The sequence below is a fragment of the Paenibacillus sp. UASWS1643 genome (assembly GCF_008693195.1).
GTDB classification, from domain to species: Bacteria; Bacillota; Bacilli; order Paenibacillales; family Paenibacillaceae; genus Paenibacillus; species Paenibacillus amylolyticus_B.
Genome location: NZ_VXKZ01000115.1, coordinates 1,777,419 through 1,793,468, shown reverse-complemented (window position 1 = coordinate 1,793,468; position 16,050 = coordinate 1,777,419). Strand labels below are relative to the sequence as shown.

General features: G+C 46.4%; 17 protein-coding genes. 13 read left to right on the top strand and 4 right to left on the bottom strand.

Going from position 1 to position 16,050, the window contains the following annotated elements; genetic code table 11:
• Window positions 1–54 precede the first annotated feature (54 nt).
• Window positions 55–351, top strand: coding sequence for a HesB/YadR/YfhF family protein (locus tag FE296_RS31995; RefSeq protein WP_036609218.1), 297 nt, complete (start codon window positions 55–57; stop codon window positions 349–351).
• A gap of 76 nt (window positions 352–427) precedes the next feature.
• Entirely contained in the window at window positions 428–877 is a 450-nt protein-coding gene (locus FE296_RS31990) for an NUDIX domain-containing protein (RefSeq protein ID WP_124114113.1), read from the top strand.
• Between the two features lie 98 nt (window positions 878–975).
• On the opposite strand, the gene FE296_RS31985 is transcribed toward FE296_RS31990, so the two are convergent.
• The 3 genes from FE296_RS31985 to FE296_RS31975 form a co-directional block, all read right to left on the bottom strand.
• Window positions 976–1,488 (bottom strand): hypothetical protein, encoded by a 513-nt coding sequence (locus FE296_RS31985; protein ID WP_036609214.1) that lies wholly within the window; start codon window positions 1,486–1,488, stop codon window positions 976–978.
• A gap of 416 nt (window positions 1,489–1,904) precedes the next feature.
• Complete coding sequence (locus FE296_RS31980; protein ID WP_036609212.1) at window positions 1,905–2,348, bottom strand: DUF441 domain-containing protein; 444 nt, start codon at window positions 2,346–2,348, stop codon at window positions 1,905–1,907.
• Window positions 2,349–2,353: 5 nt separating this feature from the next.
• Window positions 2,354–3,352, bottom strand: coding sequence for a YpdA family putative bacillithiol disulfide reductase (locus FE296_RS31975; RefSeq protein ID WP_150367646.1), 999 nt, complete (start codon window positions 3,350–3,352; stop codon window positions 2,354–2,356).
• 178 nt (window positions 3,353–3,530) lie between these two features.
• On the opposite strand from FE296_RS31975, the gene FE296_RS31970 reads away from it, so the two are divergent.
• The 6 genes from FE296_RS31970 (at window position 3,531) to FE296_RS33115 (ending at window position 9,018) form a co-directional block, all read left to right on the top strand.
• Window positions 3,531–4,124: a DUF2087 domain-containing protein gene (locus tag FE296_RS31970; protein WP_091034982.1), complete on the top strand. Its 594-nt coding sequence runs from the start codon at window positions 3,531–3,533 to the stop codon at window positions 4,122–4,124.
• 448 nt (window positions 4,125–4,572) lie between these two features.
• Window positions 4,573–5,682 carry a ribosome small subunit-dependent GTPase A gene (gene rsgA / locus FE296_RS31965; protein WP_150367645.1) on the top strand — a complete coding sequence of 370 codons (1,110 nt, stop codon included), beginning with the start codon at window positions 4,573–4,575 and terminating at the stop codon, window positions 5,680–5,682.
• A 56-nt stretch (window positions 5,683–5,738) separates the two neighbouring features.
• Window positions 5,739–6,077, top strand: a complete 339-nt coding sequence (locus tag FE296_RS31960) for a L,D-transpeptidase (RefSeq protein WP_076318547.1) — start codon at window positions 5,739–5,741, stop codon at window positions 6,075–6,077.
• A gap of 359 nt (window positions 6,078–6,436) precedes the next feature.
• Window positions 6,437–6,976, top strand: a complete 540-nt coding sequence (locus FE296_RS31955; RefSeq protein WP_223869144.1) for a GNAT family N-acetyltransferase — start codon at window positions 6,437–6,439, stop codon at window positions 6,974–6,976.
• Window positions 6,977–7,145: 169 nt separating this feature from the next.
• A complete protein-coding gene (locus FE296_RS31950) occupies window positions 7,146–8,621 on the top strand; it encodes an aldehyde dehydrogenase family protein (RefSeq protein ID WP_150367643.1) in 1,476 nt (491 codons plus the stop codon).
• Between the two features lie 244 nt (window positions 8,622–8,865).
• Complete coding sequence (locus tag FE296_RS33115) at window positions 8,866–9,018, top strand: hypothetical protein (protein WP_164783094.1); 153 nt, start codon at window positions 8,866–8,868, stop codon at window positions 9,016–9,018.
• Window positions 9,019–9,140: 122 nt separating this feature from the next.
• On the opposite strand, the gene FE296_RS33690 is transcribed toward FE296_RS33115, so the two are convergent.
• Window positions 9,141–9,380 carry a hypothetical protein gene (locus FE296_RS33690; RefSeq protein ID WP_150367642.1) on the bottom strand — a complete coding sequence of 80 codons (240 nt, stop codon included), beginning with the start codon at window positions 9,378–9,380 and terminating at the stop codon, window positions 9,141–9,143.
• Window positions 9,381–9,802: 422 nt separating this feature from the next.
• Between FE296_RS33690 and FE296_RS31940 the strand changes: the two genes are divergently transcribed.
• The 5 genes from FE296_RS31940 (at window position 9,803) to FE296_RS31920 (ending at window position 16,046) form a co-directional block, all read left to right on the top strand.
• The gene (locus tag FE296_RS31940; RefSeq protein ID WP_074094613.1) at window positions 9,803–10,123 is read left to right on the top strand and encodes a hypothetical protein; all 321 of its coding nucleotides are present in this window, start codon (window positions 9,803–9,805) and stop codon (window positions 10,121–10,123) included.
• 54 nt (window positions 10,124–10,177) lie between these two features.
• Window positions 10,178–14,182, top strand: a complete 4,005-nt coding sequence (gene essC / locus FE296_RS31935) for a type VII secretion protein EssC (RefSeq protein WP_150367641.1) — start codon at window positions 10,178–10,180, stop codon at window positions 14,180–14,182.
• Window positions 14,183–14,198: 16 nt separating this feature from the next.
• Window positions 14,199–15,029, top strand: coding sequence for a hypothetical protein (locus FE296_RS31930; RefSeq protein ID WP_124114118.1), 831 nt, complete (start codon window positions 14,199–14,201; stop codon window positions 15,027–15,029).
• 6 nt (window positions 15,030–15,035) lie between these two features.
• A complete protein-coding gene (locus FE296_RS31925) occupies window positions 15,036–15,584 on the top strand; it encodes a WXG100 family type VII secretion target (RefSeq protein ID WP_017689072.1) in 549 nt (182 codons plus the stop codon).
• 186 nt (window positions 15,585–15,770) lie between these two features.
• Window positions 15,771–16,046: a WXG100 family type VII secretion target gene (locus tag FE296_RS31920; RefSeq protein WP_017689071.1), complete on the top strand. Its 276-nt coding sequence runs from the start codon at window positions 15,771–15,773 to the stop codon at window positions 16,044–16,046.
• Window positions 16,047–16,050: the final 4 nt, after the last annotated feature.

The following is a 16,050-nucleotide window of genomic DNA, read 5'->3' as shown; positions in this document are numbered from 1 at the left end:
AAGTCCCTGTCGAGATATGATGGAACATATATATACAGAAGGAGCTGACACCAAATGAGTACCATACATGTATCCGATCAAGCTGCTCGCTGGTACAAGGAAGAACTGAATTTGAACGAGGGAGACAGCATTCGATTTTTTGCCCGTTATAGCTCTGGCGGAGGTCTTCATCCTGGATTTTCGCTTGGTATTGCTGTGGAGAAACCAAGACATCCTGCGGATCAAACCGAAGTGTCGGGGATTCAATTCTTTATGGAAGATCACGATTATTGGTATCTGAAAGGGCACCAACTGCATGTGGATATCGTTGATGAAGGTCAGGATATCGAATATCGTTACACGGAAGTCTAATACTTGAAGTATTCTGCTAAGCAATAGATGGATTACAGGTCGCCACCGGCTTCCGAGTAGGAGGAGGGGATAAGCAGTGAATCTGCCAGCACGAGATTTGGCCCAGTATATCGCAAAACGCTCTCATATTGTTGTAAAAGCGGCGGTGCGGGCTGAGAACGAACAAGGTGAATTACTGCTGATTCAGCATGTGGAACACGGTCAATGGCGGTTGCCATCTGGTGAGATGCGCCCTGGGGAAGCCATAGAAGATGCTGCGCATCGGGAGTTATGGGAAGAGACAGGTTGGACTGCTGATATTATGACACTGGAAGGTCTCTATTCGGGGCCTGACCTTCGGTATCTGCATTCAAGCGGAGATGAAGAGTATTATGTCATTGCCCTGTTCCGGACAGTGATCATTCAGGATGACCTTGTCGAGTCGCGTGTAAATAGTGATGCAGGTCTGAAGTTTTTTGCGCTGGAATCGTTACCACCTCTGAATCAGATTAGCCGAATCCTGTTAGCGCGGGATATTGCAGAATAAAATAAGTGTTGATACAAAAAAAATGACCTTGGCATGCACGATAAAGTGGATGCCAAGGTCATTTTTTTAAAATCCGATTCAGGTGCTCAGAGTATGAATTACACCTGATCCAGTGGTTCATCATCCATCGCAAAATCAAAATCATCAATATCGAATACCTGCACAGGTGATTCAGACTCAATAATACGTGCAATCAGTTCAACCTGATCGGTGAGAATCGGGATACTCAGACGCTGAGATGTCAGCAGCAGTTCTGTCTCAATGGGATCGAAATACTCCCCGTACTGTGCCGTATCTATTGCGTTGATAATGGCAATGGATACTTGGTCACCAAATAAAATGGAGGGGCTTTTGGCCCATGGAACAAGTAACGCACGCTCTATTTTTTTCTTATTCAGCGGTTCCTCGAAATAAGAAATCATTTCATTGATTTTGGATTTCACATGCTGATCATCTGCCGGGTTATCCATCATGGGATCAGGGCTGGTCTGAAATTCATATAGCTCAAGGATGGTGGTATAAGGAACGATATATTCTACAGGCGCGGGCGGCGCTAACAATTGACCGTAAATGGCCACCATCACGGCTTCTGTAATAAACTGACGTGACATGGTTCCTGAATCCTCCTGCGCCATTAATAGTTGCAAAGTGAATCTATACGTTTATGCAACAGCATAACCACAATAGAACGTGTTCAAAAAGGACGGTTTTCAGTACCGAGAAGATGGGATGAAGCTAGAAATGGAGTAGCGGAGCGTAGGGAAAACTACGTGAGCAACCAAAATGTTTCCTTCGGAAACATACTTCGTAAGCCTCCCGCTTATTTCGGCTGAATTCCATATTCGATGCTGATGATGCCTCTAGGCATCCTTCGTAATCAAAAGCGGACTTTTTGAACAACCTCTAATATGGATTATTCTGCTGTAGATTCGTGTACATAATTTGCATGAATAGAAGTATATCACACAACGGTGGGAAATACAGCCAATCTGCATAGCATGTCAGGTCACCACCTTCACAACTTGAATCAGGATTTGCCCAGTAGCAATGATAAAATTCCCGCCGCAATCAATGGACCCACAGGTACACCCTTGAACAGGGCAACCCCAAGTACCGTTCCGATTAACAGCCCTGCAACGACAGTTGGCTGTGTACCCATCAGCGTAGCGCCACGTCCTCCGAGATATGCCACCAGTAATCCTACGCCGATAGCGAGTAGTGATTTCCAGTGCAGGAAAGACTCGCCGATCGTCTGCAAACTCATCTTGCCACTGGCAAGAGGTGCCATCACGCCAATGGTCAGAATAATAATGCCCAGTGTAAGTCCGTATTTTTCAAGCCATGGAAATGCCTGATTCAGGTTCAGGACTCGTAGCAACAACAGAAATACCATCGCTACGGTCACAGGTGTGTTGCTGCTGATAATCCCGAGAGCTGCAAATACGAGCAACAGCAGGGAAGTCATATCCATTGTTTTCATTTCCCTTCAGTCTGTCCACGTTGTTTGCTAACGATATGTTCCGCAATGTAACGTCCATGCCAGCGCCCGGATTCAATAAAGACTTCATTGGCATTACGACCCGAAGCAATGACTCCGCCCACATATACACCAGGTACGCTGCTTTCCATCGTTTGTGCATCATATAGAGGTTTATCCATATCATCAGACATCTCCACACCTACCGACGTGAGTAGTTGACGATCTGGACGGAAACCGGTCATGGCCAGTACGAAGTCATTATCCAGTTCCCGAGTGGAACCATCGGTGTGTATCAGACGAATCGAATCATCCAGTATTTCATTCACGCGTGATTCCAAGTGGAGTGTGATACGCCCTTTTGTCACCATGCTCTCGAATAGCGGACGTACCCATGGTTTAATATGCTGGGACAGACCACTGCCGCGATAAACCATATCAATATACGCTCCGACCCGAACCAGTTCCATGGCCGCATCCACGGCTGAGTTGCTTCCGCCAATAATGGCGACACGTGTACGGGTATAAGGGTGGGCTTCCCGGAAGTAGTGGGTTACTTTATCTTTATCTTCTCCAGGAATGCCCAGATAGTTAGGATGGTCAAAATAACCGGTAGCTACAACTACATTGCGTCCAACATGTACGATGGCCTCCCCGCGGCGATTGAGCGTATGTACCTCAAACGTACCATCATCCTTGCGTTTAATTTCACGGGCTTCCTCATAGTTATGAACACGCAGACCAAAATGTTCGGCTACCCTGCGATAATAGGCAAGTGCTTCATAACGAAACGGTTTATCATTAGGTGTGCTGAACGGAACGTTCCCGATCTCAAGCAGCTCGGCTGTGCTGAAAAACTGCATATGGGTTGGATACAGATAAATAGATTGAACGATATTGTATTTCTCAACGATCACAGCGGACAGTCCCAGCCGCTCACATTCAATGGCAGCAGACAGACCGCATGGGCCTCCGCCGATAATAATGACATCTTCCATGTTCTTAATCCTCCTTATTTCAAGCAATATAATCCTACCGTAAATAACGAGCCAATGCCAGTTCAAGCGTGAGCTTAAATTAGACAAGCTTACTTGAATCCAAAGAAGTTGACGTGGAGAGGGGAAAAGACTAATATCAAATTAGATATATATCTAAATGAAAGCGAGATGAACGATGATGCAGCTGGAGAAAATTGTGGCTTATCATAAAGCGTTGGCTGATCCGACCCGGCTTCGCATGCTGCTGTTGTTGGCACAGGGGGAACTGCATGGACAGGCACTTGCCGAGCGGCTGAATCTGTCACAACCAACCGTGACACATCATGCATCCAAGCTGAGAGAGGCAGCGCTGATCAAGGAACGACGGGAGAAAAATACAGTGTATTTCACACTCAATCCTTCGTTTATCCGCGAGAATGCACAGGCTTCGGTTGATTTTATCTTTAAGCGAGAGGAGGTTACGGATATGAGTGATGTGAACGAAACATTGAAAGCGTCAGTCATGAGAAATTTTTTCTCCAAAGATGGACGACTGCGTCAGATTCCGGCTCAATACAAGAAAAAACTGATTGTACTTGGTCATCTGGTCGAGCAGCTCGAATTTGGTCGGAAGTATACGGAGAAAGAAATCAATACATTTATAAAGCAATACCATGAAGACTTTGCCACGATTCGGCGGGAATTTATCATGCATCAGTTCATGTATCGGGAAGAGGAGATCTATGAATTGAATCCGAAGGAAATGTGGACACGCTGGGATCAGGTCAAATAGAGTAGGCTGGTGGTAAAAAAGTTTGGGCTTGACAACTGTAAAGCTCGGTGTGTAACATAATGGATAATTCTACAAGGGAGGCGATTGTTTATGACAAACTTAAATGCAGTATACGTTAATTTGAATATGAACAGCGTCTCCGGAACGGATCAAAGCATGTAATTTTGCGTTAGCTGGATAGCAGTATCCATTGTAACGTGAAGTATCGCATGCTCAGATGAAGCCACGGGTGACGCACCCGTGGCTTTTTTGTTTGCCGATAAAAGGGTGTTCCTGAATGGTTTATATCGGAGGGTTAAGTATTCTATCCGGTAGATCTACAAGAAGGGATGATCTTTGATTCGGCTAACTACTTATTGCCGCGGGTGTATTTTTACTCGTGGTTTTTTGTTTTAATCTAACCGGAGATAATTGTTCACTCGGCTTGAACGAGGTAAACAAACTTGTTTTGGGAGGAATTTTTATTTTAGATAACCATATTGAGAAGTACGGCTGGTCTGCAAAGTGGCAGGAACTGTGGCAAGAGACAGGGATGGAAGAGCAGGAGAAAAAGCCAGCCAGAATTATCGCAGACCATGGACATCTGCTACGTTTGATTACAGAAGAGGGCGAATGCTGGGGAAGAATTTCGGGCCGAATGCGTCATGATAGTCTGGAGACCAGCTTGGCACCGGCGGTTGGAGATTGGGTAGCAATTACAGGTCAGGCAGGTGAAGAAGCAATTATTCACGGTCTGGTGCCACGTCGGAGCAGGGTATCGAGACAGGCGGCAGGTCCGGTGACCAAGGAACAATTAATCGCCGCAAACGTAGATACACTGTTAATCGTGGCTGCACTTAATCATGATTTCAACCTTAGACGACTCGAAAGATACGTGATGATGGCTTGGAATGGTGGCGTAAGGCCAGTCATTGTCTTGAGCAAAAGTGATCTGTGCAACAATGTGGAAGAACAGATCCGAAGTGTAGAAGGGATTGCTCCAGGCGTTGAAGTGCTTGCGATATCTGCAGTGGAGGGTCGAGGCAAATCCTTACTGGAACGATATTTGCAGCCAGGGCTGACAGTTGCGCTCACAGGATCTTCTGGCAGTGGCAAGTCTACGCTGGTGAACTGGATGATGGGTGAAGATGTACAGCTTACACAATCCGTCCGTGAGGGAGACAGCCGTGGGAGACATACGACAACACACCGGGAGATGTTTGTACTTCCACAGGGAGCCGTATTGATCGATACTCCAGGAATGCGTGAGCTTAATCTTTGGGATGAAGGCAATGATGGGCTGTCGCATGCGTTTGGAGAAATTGAAGAGCTTGCCGCCGTGTGCAGATTTCTGGATTGCAGTCATACACGGGAAGCTGGGTGTGCAGTGAAAGAGGCCATAGAGGATGGTTCATTGGATGAAAAAAGACTGAATAATTATCTGAAAATGCAGAAGGAATTGCAATATCAGCAACGCAAGGAAGAAGTGGCATCCAGAAGGCGTACCGCCTCCAGCAAACCGGCCAATAGTCGCAAACCCAAGTACTCCCGTAGTGTGAAAGAATGGGAGGAAGCCTGAAATCAGGCGGGCATCATCCGGTATCTTGCATAAGATAGGTCAGGAGGGATGTCATTATGCCAGATTACAGGATTATTGTAGATCTGTCTGACCACATGTTATATCTTCTGGATGGCAATCAGGTGATTAAGGGTTATCCCGTAGCCACCGGCAAGATGCTCACGCAGACTCCAAACGGGGAGTTCACTATTATTAACAAACAATCCAATCCAGGTGGGCCATTTGGTGTGTTGTGGATGGGGCTGTCTGCTCCCCATTATGGCATACACGGAACCAATGAGCCGTGGTCTATTGGCAAATCCGTCTCCCATGGTTGTATACGCATGTACAACTCGGATGTACTGGATTTGTCTTCCAAGGTATCTGTAGGCACTAGAGTAACGATCCGGCCGTAGGGCCGGATTTTACTTTATAAGAGGTAGTTCAAAAAGTCCACTTTTGATTACGAATCATGCATAGCGGCATCATCAGCATCGAATATGAAATTCAGCCGAAATAAGCGGGTGGCTTTCGAAGTATGTTTCCGAAGGAAACATTGTGGTTGCTCACGTAGCTCTATCTACGCTCCGCTACTCCATTTCTAGCTTCATTCCATCTTCACGGTACTGAAAACCAGACTTTTTGAACACGCATTATAAGGTCAAGAGTAACCGGGTAGCAAATAAGTTCATAATGGATGAATTTGGAATTATAGAAAGAAGAACATATAATATGGTAAAGTTGCGGCAGTTACGAGAGAAAGTGAGTGATAGCTATGCTGATCAGGCGGGCGCGTGAAGGGGATGCGCAAGGAATAGCCCATGTACATACAGAGAGTTGGAAAACAACGTATCAGGGAATTGTGCCCGACGATTTTTTGGATCATTTGACTATAGAATCAAGATTGTCCCAGTGGGAGAAGACCATTCGTTCTGGCGAAAAGGATCAGATCCTGGTGATAGCTGAACAGGATGATGGGAACATTGTCGGATTTGCTTGTGGGGGTAAGGAGCGTGAAGGCAAATTACCTTATGATGGAGAGTTGTACGCTATATATTTGCTGAAGGAAGTGCAGCAAACGGGGATAGGTGGGCAACTGGCGACACATGTCGTTCATCATCTGCAGACCCACAATATGAAACGTTTGATCATATGGGCTTTGGAGCGTAATTCAGCTTGTCGCTTCTATGAAAAGATGGGAGGCACTCCGGTCCAGACGCAGTCCATCCGCATTGGTGGTCTAGATCTGATCGAAGTTGGCTACGGATGGGAAGACTTGAGCCTCTTTGGAGAGAAGAGCCTGCCCGACTGTTGAAAGACGTCCAGATGGCGAGAGAATAGTGTGGGTTGTGTTGTTTCCTTAAGCTTAAAGAATGGAATAGCTAATTCAGGTCTGCACGTTTGCGTAATTCTGAACAAGGTTAATGATGTATTACACCGTTGTGCAAATGTGACATTTAATTTTGATCAGGAGGCGTATTCACATGACTTTAATGAACACTGAACATACAACATGGACGAAACAATATATTAATGGCCAATGGGTAGATGGCTCCGGTGAGAAAACAATGGAGAATATCAATCCTTATACGGGAGAAGTTATTGCCACATGGCGCTCTTCCAATAAAAAAGACATAGATAAGGCTTATGAGTCAGCTCAGAAAAATTCGATTGAATGGGCGAAGTCATTACCTGCTGCGAAAGAAGAGGTATTGCGTAAAGTTTCATCCCTGATGGCAGAGCGGAAAGATGAGATCATTCAACTGTTGATCACGGAATCCGGGAGTACCCGAATCAAATCGGAGGCGGAGTTTGCAGCGGCTAAACGGATTGTGGATGAAGCAGCATCTTTTCCTTATCGCATGAAAGGTGAGATTATTCCGTCAAATACTCCTGGCAAAGAGAACCGTGTGGTTCGAGAGCCGAAGGGAGTGATTGGTGTTATCGGGCCATGGAACTTCCCTTTGCATCTATGCCTGCGATCTGTAGCTCCAGCGATTGCTCTTGGTAATGGTGTAGTGATTAAACCAGCATCAGACACTCCAATTACGGCAGGTTGGCTCATTGCCGATTTGTTTGAACAGGCCGGTCTGCCTGAGGGCGTGCTGAATGTCGTTGCGGGAAGTGGCAGCGAGATCGGGGATTACTTTGTCGCTCATCCGGTTCCCAAAGTAATTTCATTTACGGGTTCCACCGAAGTTGGACAAGGGATCGGTAAACTGGCGGGTGAACATTTAAAAGAAACGGCACTGGAACTTGGCGGCAACAACGCCATGGTTGTGCTGGAAGATGCGGACATTGAACGTGCTGCCGAAGCGGCAGTCTTTGGCAAGTTTCTGCATCAGGGACAGATCTGCATGGCTCTGAATCGTATCATCGTGCATGCCGATATTTACGACCAATTCGTAGATTCATTTGTTGCCAAAACGAAGAATGTCCAGGCAGGTGATCCAGCGGATGCTAAAACACTCGTGGGTCCTCTCATTCGGGAAAAAGAGGTAGAACGATTGCTGGAGCTTGTGAACAAAACCAAGGCCGAAGGCGCACGGGTAATGCTCGGGGGGAACAGTAAAGGCAGCGTGCTGTCTCCTACTGTACTTGCCGATGTTAAACCTGAACAGGATATCGTGCAGCAGGAATTGTTTGGCCCAGTAGCAGTGATCATGAAGGCTCATGATGAGCAGGAAGCTGTACGTTTGGCGAATGATACTCCTTATGGACTTAGTGGTTCCGTATTCACTAAAGATCTGAATCGGGGATATCAGGTTGCCCAGCGCATTGAATCGGGTATGGTGCATGTAAATGATCAGTCTGTGAACGATGAAGCGCATGTGATGTTTGGCGGTGAAAAAGCTTCAGGGATTGGACGTTTCGGTGGTGATTGGGCCATTGAGAAGTTTACACGTACTCGTTGGATCAGCATTCAGCACCAATATCGGGAATATCCGGGAGTGAAATAAGTCGAAAAAGAGTGAACTAACAGGTGCATTTATGAATGAATAGAATGGGTAACAAAAAGATCGACAAATCATGCGAAAGTCCGTCTCCAGCTTGGTGGACGGGCTTTTTGCACAATTTTACACCTCAGCAAAATACGGCTTAATATAAGAACGGAAAAGCTGTTTGGGGCTGACGCTATCTGGTTATTTATGGATACACGGAAGAATCGATCCGTAAATCCAATGGCAAAGGGGCTTTAATTTCATGTCCATTGACCGCTTTATTCTGAGGAAACTGAATACCTGTCAGGAAGAACATACACGTGCCAATTTGGTTCGGCTGTTTGTCATTCGTATTCGTAAAGCCGAGATTGCGGAAGAACATGATGCCGCCTATGTCCTGAGCAAACTGCACTGAGTGATGGCCGATAATGATTGTGAGCCGCTGTTAACGTGTATACAACTCAAAAAAGGAAGCTTGTCTATAACGACAGCTTCCTTTTTCATGTCTTGTAATAAATGTGTCTGGGTTGACTCCTTTTAATATAAGGATAAAGCAAGGGAGTCGTTTTCACTTCGACTATGGAGAATGGCTTCTCCATTAATAATCTCAATACTAATTAAAGAATGCAGACATTTTTGAATGGCGCGTTTACCGTTGCTAATTTTATGCTCAAGAGCACTGCTAAGCAATCTTAATGTCTTCTGCATAGGTTGTTTGTTTTCTTGATTAAAATATACAGGGATTGATTTGTTTTGAAAGGTTATTAGGGTTCTCACTTGAAATCACCTCACGGTTGTTATTTCATACAGCTAATATTAAATTCCAATGCTTAAAATTACCTTAAAATCAGCTTATGAAAACATAAAGGTGGGTAATGTTTGAAAAGTGTTCACAATTCAATTGTGGGCGAAGGAATAAAAGTCCTGAAAAACGTAACTTAATTACCATTTAAATGGAACAAAAAACGATAATTTTCGTATCCTCGCAATATTTAATTGCATACCTGCCACGAAAGTTCTGAGTCGAATGTACGATATTTTAATATATACGTGGGTCATATGTAACAAAATTACAGGTGGTACATTGCAAACAGGGTGTTTATGTAAGAAAATAGGGATGATATAACGATTCATTCTCTTTTTTTTGATTTAATCTGACATTAGGACAATTTACATATGAGACCATGGGAGGGATTCGGATGATTCTAACCGTGTATTCCGGCCGCGAGGAAGGAGAATGGTTCGACATCGATGTTCCGGACGAATGTACCATTGAACATTTGAAGACATTACTCGGCGTTCGCATTTTTGGACAGGCACCGGGAGACGGCATTCAGTACATCCTTGAAGCCAAGTTTCCGGAAGGTCTGTGGTTCTCTCCGCAGAACGCACAGCAGTTAATGGAAACAGGGCTGCGACAAGGCAGTTGCGTACGTGTCCAGCGGGCTTTTTCAACGACTTCGGAAGAAGCGCCTGTATATGGAAGACGTTCATTGTTTCAACAGGACAGCAACGAATAGGGCTTTTGAACGTATACATTCATTATTGAACGAACTAAAGGAGGTCTTCTCTTCGTGAATGTGTTATATCAGCGTTCTCCAAGAATGACACCGGTTCTCAAGGAAGAGAGACTCGAAATACTCAGGCCTCCAACAGAACCGAGTAAACCCACGTTTTCCATGATATCCATTATTGTGCCGATCATGATGACCATGGTTAGCATTGGTTTCTACGTATATATCAATATGACCGGCAAAATGAATAACAGCAATTATATGATGTTTCAGATGATGACGGTCATGATGATGCTTACTTCTTACACCATTCCATTCTTCGTGTATCTGAGCAACAAGAAATCATATCGCAAAAAATTGGAAGAACGAAAAACAATGTATCTTGCCCAACTGGACAAACACCGGGAAGAACTGAAAGAAGCTCAGGCGGAGCAAGTGAAGAGCCTGTACGAGATTCATGGTGATCCGGGTGTGTGTCTTCAAGTGGTGAAGAACCGGAACAGTTCCTTGTGGGAGCGTTCACCAGAGGATGATGATTTCCTTCAGGTGCGCATTGGTACAGGGGAGATTCCATTCCGCATCAAACTTCAGGTTCCGCGGATTGATGGTTACGAGAAGGATGAGCTGATTGAAGCGGCCCATGAACTTGCGGCTGAATTCCAGACGGTACCGGATGCTTCCATTACATTGCCTTTGTTCCAATCGAAGGTTATGGGACTGGTCGGTGATCGGGAGGAAGTGCTTGCTTCCCTGCGAGTCATCATCTCACAACTGACGGTACGCCATTCCCCGGATGAACTGAAGCTTGCTGCTTTCTATGAAGAAAAGGACAGTAAGGAATGGGACTGGCTTCGCTGGATGCCCCATATCTGGGATGAAGACCAGGGACAACGCTATATGGCCGACAGGCACAGCGGTGCGCATCAATTGGCGGACAGCTTGTTTTCCGTGTTGAACCGGCGCCGTAACAATAAGGAAGACCGTTATAAGAAAAGCGTACAAACGCCATGTTACGTTGTGATTCTCTCCGATACGCAATTGATTGAAGAAGAACCGTTACTTCCGCTGCTGTTGGAGTCGGCTCAGGACATTGATGTATGCACCATCATACTGGCTAATCGCAAGGAGTCTCTACCGATGCATTGTCAGTTGATTATGGATGCCTCCAAAGGCAAAGGGGTGTATATCAAAAAAACAGAAGATGCGGATGTTATTCAACAAACGTACAAGCCTGATGTGATCTCGAAGGAGATGGCAGAGGCGCTTTCCCGTTATATGTCACCGATCCGGTTAAAGCGGTCATCTGCTTCAGATATCCCGCAAGTGCTTCCGTTATTCGATATGCTGAGTACATCACGCGTGGAAGATCTGGATGTGGTGTCCAGGTGGGGACAGACGAGATATCCTGACACGCTGCCCGTACCCATGGGTGTACGAGCTGGCGGCAAAAAAATAGCGATAAATCTGCATGACAAAATCGAACGTCAGGGTCATGGTCCACATGGTCTGATTGCAGGTACAACCGGTTCAGGTAAAAGTGAGGTCATCCAGTCCATCGTTGCTTCACTCGCTGCTGAATTCCATCCACATGATCTGGCCTTCATGTTGATTGACTATAAAGGTGGCGGAATGTCCAATACATTTGTTGATCTGCCTCATGTGGTAGGGACGATCACCAATCTGGATGGGAATCTGATCGAGCGGGCGAATATCTCACTTCGTGCCGAACTGGTCAGAAGGCAAAAAATATTAAATGATGCGGGAAACCTCCAGCATATTGATGAATATTACAAGATTTTGCGTTCCAGACATGAACAGCCACTTCCACATCTGGTTATTATCATTGACGAGTTTGCTCAATTGAAGCGGGATCAGCCGGAGTTCATGGATGAATTGATCAGTATAGCGGCGATTGGCCGGACACTTGGGGTTCATCTAATTCTGGCAACCCAAAAGCCGGCTGGTGTTGTGGATGATAAAATATGGAGTAATTCGCGCTTCCGGATCTGCCTTCGCGTACAGAGTGAGGGAGATAGCAGGGATATGATCAAGATTCCAAATGCTGCCTGGATTACAAAGCCTGGTCGTGGATATTTCCAGGTTGGTAGTGATGAAGTGTTTGAAGAAATGCAATTTGCCTGGAGTGGTGCACCTTATAACCAGCAAGAGGATTCAACAACGGTATTGCCTGTTATGGAAGTGCGCCTGAACGGTAAGCGGGAGCCTCTGTTAACTGGAGAGCGCAGAGCCGTTCTCAAAGGTGAAGATGTTCCGAAACAGCTTCAGGTATTTATTGATTATGTTGCGCAGTCTGCAGCGGATGCGGGTATCCGTCGTTTGCCAGGCCCATGGTTGCCACCTCTACCAGAGACACTGGAATGGGAAGGTCTTCAGGAATGGCAGGAAGAAGAGAAACGGGATCTGCTGCTTGATGGCGGGGCGAGTGGTCTGAAACCACTGGTTGGTTTGCTGGATGATCTCCCTAATCAGCGCCAACAGCCGCTCGCATTGCCTGTGGATCAAGGCCATTTGGTCGTGTACGGCATGCCAGGACTGGGCAAAACAACATTTGTTCAGACCTTGCTTATGTCTCTGGCCCGTTCCCACAGAACTGAGCCTTGGCATGGTTACATTATCGACATGGGTCGCATGATGAAGGACTTTGCAGCACTACCTCAGATCGGTGGCGTGATGATGGCTGAAGAGGAAGACCGGATCAAGCGGTTATTCCGCTATATTCTCAAGCTGTCAGCACAACGCAAAGATATCATCTCGGAGGCGGGTGTTAAAACGATTTCGGCGTACCGCCGTTCAGCTCACGCGGCAGTCCCGCAGGTTGTGGTCGTTATTGATGGTTATCTTTCATTCCGCAATGCCTATCCGGAAGAAAATGAACTTCTGGAGACGATCCTGCGTGAAGGCGGAAGTCTGGGTATCACCTTTGTGCTTACTGCGAATCGGGTAACAGATGTATTTGAAAAATTCAGAAGTAATATTCCCAATGCGGTTTCATTTGAGTTATCCGATCCAAGCGATTATTATTATGCCGTGGGGAGACCTTCCAAGGCACCAAGCCAACTTCCGCCAGGAAGAGGTCTGGTCAAAGGGCAAGTGCCCCCATTAATGTTCCAGGCGGCATTACCTTCTTCAGGGGCAGATGAGGGCAAGCGTTCATCGGCACTGCGCCGTACGATTGCTGAGATTCGCCAAGGCTGGACAGGGGAAGAAGCACCGCAGATTGCTCCACTTCCGGAAGAGATCAAACTGAAAGATCTGCTCATTCGGACAGGATCATATGGTCAAGCTTGGGATACATCGTCTGTAACTGTCCCTGTGGGATTGCTTACGGATGATCTGGAACCATTCGAGCTTAATCTGCGTGAAGGTCCGCATTTCATGGTAACGAGTCCGATGGAAGGCGGCAAAACGACATTTTTATTAACATGGATGTTATCACTGGCTTATCATGCTTCTCCGGAAGATGTGCAAATATACACAGTAGATATGCGTTATGGCTCAGGTGGGCTGGGGGAAATCAGCAGTTTGCCCCATGTCCGTGGACATGTATCGCGAGAAGAACAGCTTGCACCTGTCATTCAACAGTTGTACGATGAAGTTCTGAAAAGAGGCGAGATTTCCGGTGGACCGGAACTTGTGCTCGTCATCGACGATGCGGACACCTTGTCCAAGCAGCTAAACGATTTTAATGTAAAAGATCAATTGGGAGCGATTGTTCGTCAAGGAAGGGATCGCGGTGTACACGTGATTCTATCCGGGGTTCCAGCAGACTTCCCAACCTTTGGTTCTGACTGGGTAACGGATGTGAAGGCTTCCCAGAGCGGAATGCTGTTCGGGACTTTAGACCCTAACGATCTCTCGTTCTTCCGTATACCTTATTCCGAATCTGGAGGTAGTTCAGGTGGGCTGAAGGTACTGCCTCCGGGTCAAGGTTATTATGTAAAACGTAAATATTCCAGGGTTAAAGGTGCAGTTCCATGTGATGACAGCTGGAAAATGACCGATTGGATTTCTGAAATTCGTGACCGATGGCATGTTGTAGTTTGAGGGGAGGTGGCTCATAATGTTGACGGTTCATGATTCTAAGCAAAAGGTAGTCACGTTGCAAACAAAGGAACTTTTTTTCCTGGCTGGTATTCTCGGTTCAGACCGACTGCTTGGTGTGGAAGATCCGTTTCGCGGCTATATGGCGGAGGATATCGCGATGGAGTGGGAGCGTGTCAAAACCTCCCTGCTTGACAAAGGATATCTGATTCGGGATCAGGATACCGATGAGCTGATCATGACACCGACCGTTTTCTCCAGGGTAGCCATTGCCGGATTGTCCGACAGAGCTTGTTGGATTCGCTACACGATCAACGGCAAGTCGTATGAGAGTTATATACATTGCACGGATGAGCGGGTCGTTGAAGTTTCCCGTGTTGACGACGTACCGGACTCGTTCCGGCTCAGCGATCTGGGAAGTGTTCGTGAAGCCATTGATGTTCTGATAGAGCGGATGAAATGGAGCGGCCATTCTCCTGCGGAGAAACCGGCCCTAATGTGCTCCAAGAAAAAATTTTATGATGTCATGAATGAGCTCGAAAACAGCGGAGTACAGACCGTAGCAGCGGAACTCGAACAGGAGACAAGTGATCCTGAGGGCTCACTAGCACTGGCACGCTGTTTGGTGGGTAAGGAGTCAGACGGGGAGCTTAGGTTGCTTGTATGGAATGAAGACGGGTGGAAGTCGCAGTCGGCAGCATTTGCTGCTAGTTCGGTATCCAACTGGTTGTTCCGAATGAGCACTGCGGCTTCAGATGATTGGCTTGTTGCAGCACTGACGACTAGAGAACAGTTTCACGAGATGCTGCTGGACTGGCTTAAACAGCCTGCAGGGGAAGAGGAAAGGTGATGGTAAATGCGCATTCGTGTGGAACCGGATGTGCTTCGGGCACTGAGCAAGCAGATTCAGTATGCAGCGGAGCAAATACAGCAAAAGATGACAGTGTTGGATCAGGCGATTCATTCGCTGGAGTGGGAGGTTGAATCCCGCGCAGCGGTGATGAATGAATGGAATCACAGTAAACGACTGGGCGAGGATGCGCTGCGTCGATTAATGGACTTAAGCGTACAGCTGGGACGCAAAGCGTTGTTATTCCAGCAGGCAGACATGGAGTATCGTTCCGTGCTGAGTCATGTGAACACAGCCTATGGTAATGCGGTCAATATGCTGAATGTTCTTCAGAACAATCGTACAGGAGAAATCATGCCTGCACATTCTGCAACTGTAGCTGTAGTATCCGATCCCCTTTCCGCAATGGCGGCCGTATATCGTGTTCAGGATGCCGCTCCGCCTGATGGCTCCCCGGCTACACTGGTGCAGGCTATGCAGCCTGAGCCTGTAGCATGGAGATTCACAGATCCTTCCTTTCGGGGAAGAAGAGGGACCGAGCCTGTGGTTTCCTGAACAGCATGAATAAAAGTAACAGCAGAAAGTGAATCTTTTTTTGTAAATAGGCTGTTAGGAGAAGTTTCAAGTGCTGAAAATGGGGTAAATAGGATTAGGTCCTTCGGCTTTTGTCCGATTGATCCTGGTATAGTACAATTTGAACAAGTAAAAATTTAATTGCACAAACCAAGGAGGAATTTACAAATGGCAGGACGTATTTTAGTTACCCCAGAGCAGCTTGATCAGGTTTCCAACCAATTTAAACAAAGCGGTGAGCAAAGTCAGCAAATCGTATCTACATTGACTCAATCCATCACAAGTATGGAAGGACAATGGGAAGGTATGACAAAGCAACGCTTCTTCCAGGAGTTCCAAGAAGCTAGCAAACAAATGCAATCATTTGTTCAAACGCTGAACAGCATCAGCGCTGAACTTACAGCTATTGCTAACAAATTCCGTACAGCTGACCAAGCTCGTTAATCTG

Coding starts and splice junctions, on each gene's coding strand:
- FE296_RS31995 (WP_036609218.1), top strand. CDS start 55: ATGAGTACCATACATGTATCCGATCAAGCTGCTCGCTGGTACAAGGAA.
- FE296_RS31985 (WP_036609214.1), bottom strand. CDS start 1,488: ATGTCACGTCAGTTTATTACAGAAGCCGTGATGGTGGCCATTTACGGT.
- FE296_RS31980 (WP_036609212.1), bottom strand. CDS start 2,348: ATGGATATGACTTCCCTGCTGTTGCTCGTATTTGCAGCTCTCGGGATT.
- FE296_RS31975 (WP_150367646.1), bottom strand. CDS start 3,352: ATGGAAGATGTCATTATTATCGGCGGAGGCCCATGCGGTCTGTCTGCT.
- FE296_RS31970 (WP_091034982.1), top strand. CDS start 3,531: ATGCAGCTGGAGAAAATTGTGGCTTATCATAAAGCGTTGGCTGATCCG.
- FE296_RS31960 (WP_076318547.1), top strand. CDS start 5,739: ATGCCAGATTACAGGATTATTGTAGATCTGTCTGACCACATGTTATAT.
- FE296_RS31955 (WP_223869144.1), top strand. CDS start 6,437: ATGCTGATCAGGCGGGCGCGTGAAGGGGATGCGCAAGGAATAGCCCAT.
- FE296_RS31950 (WP_150367643.1), top strand. CDS start 7,146: ATGACTTTAATGAACACTGAACATACAACATGGACGAAACAATATATT.
- FE296_RS33115 (WP_164783094.1), top strand. CDS start 8,866: ATGTCCATTGACCGCTTTATTCTGAGGAAACTGAATACCTGTCAGGAA.
- FE296_RS31940 (WP_074094613.1), top strand. CDS start 9,803: ATGATTCTAACCGTGTATTCCGGCCGCGAGGAAGGAGAATGGTTCGAC.
- FE296_RS31930 (WP_124114118.1), top strand. CDS start 14,199: ATGTTGACGGTTCATGATTCTAAGCAAAAGGTAGTCACGTTGCAAACA.
- FE296_RS31925 (WP_017689072.1), top strand. CDS start 15,036: ATGCGCATTCGTGTGGAACCGGATGTGCTTCGGGCACTGAGCAAGCAG.
- FE296_RS31920 (WP_017689071.1), top strand. CDS start 15,771: ATGGCAGGACGTATTTTAGTTACCCCAGAGCAGCTTGATCAGGTTTCC.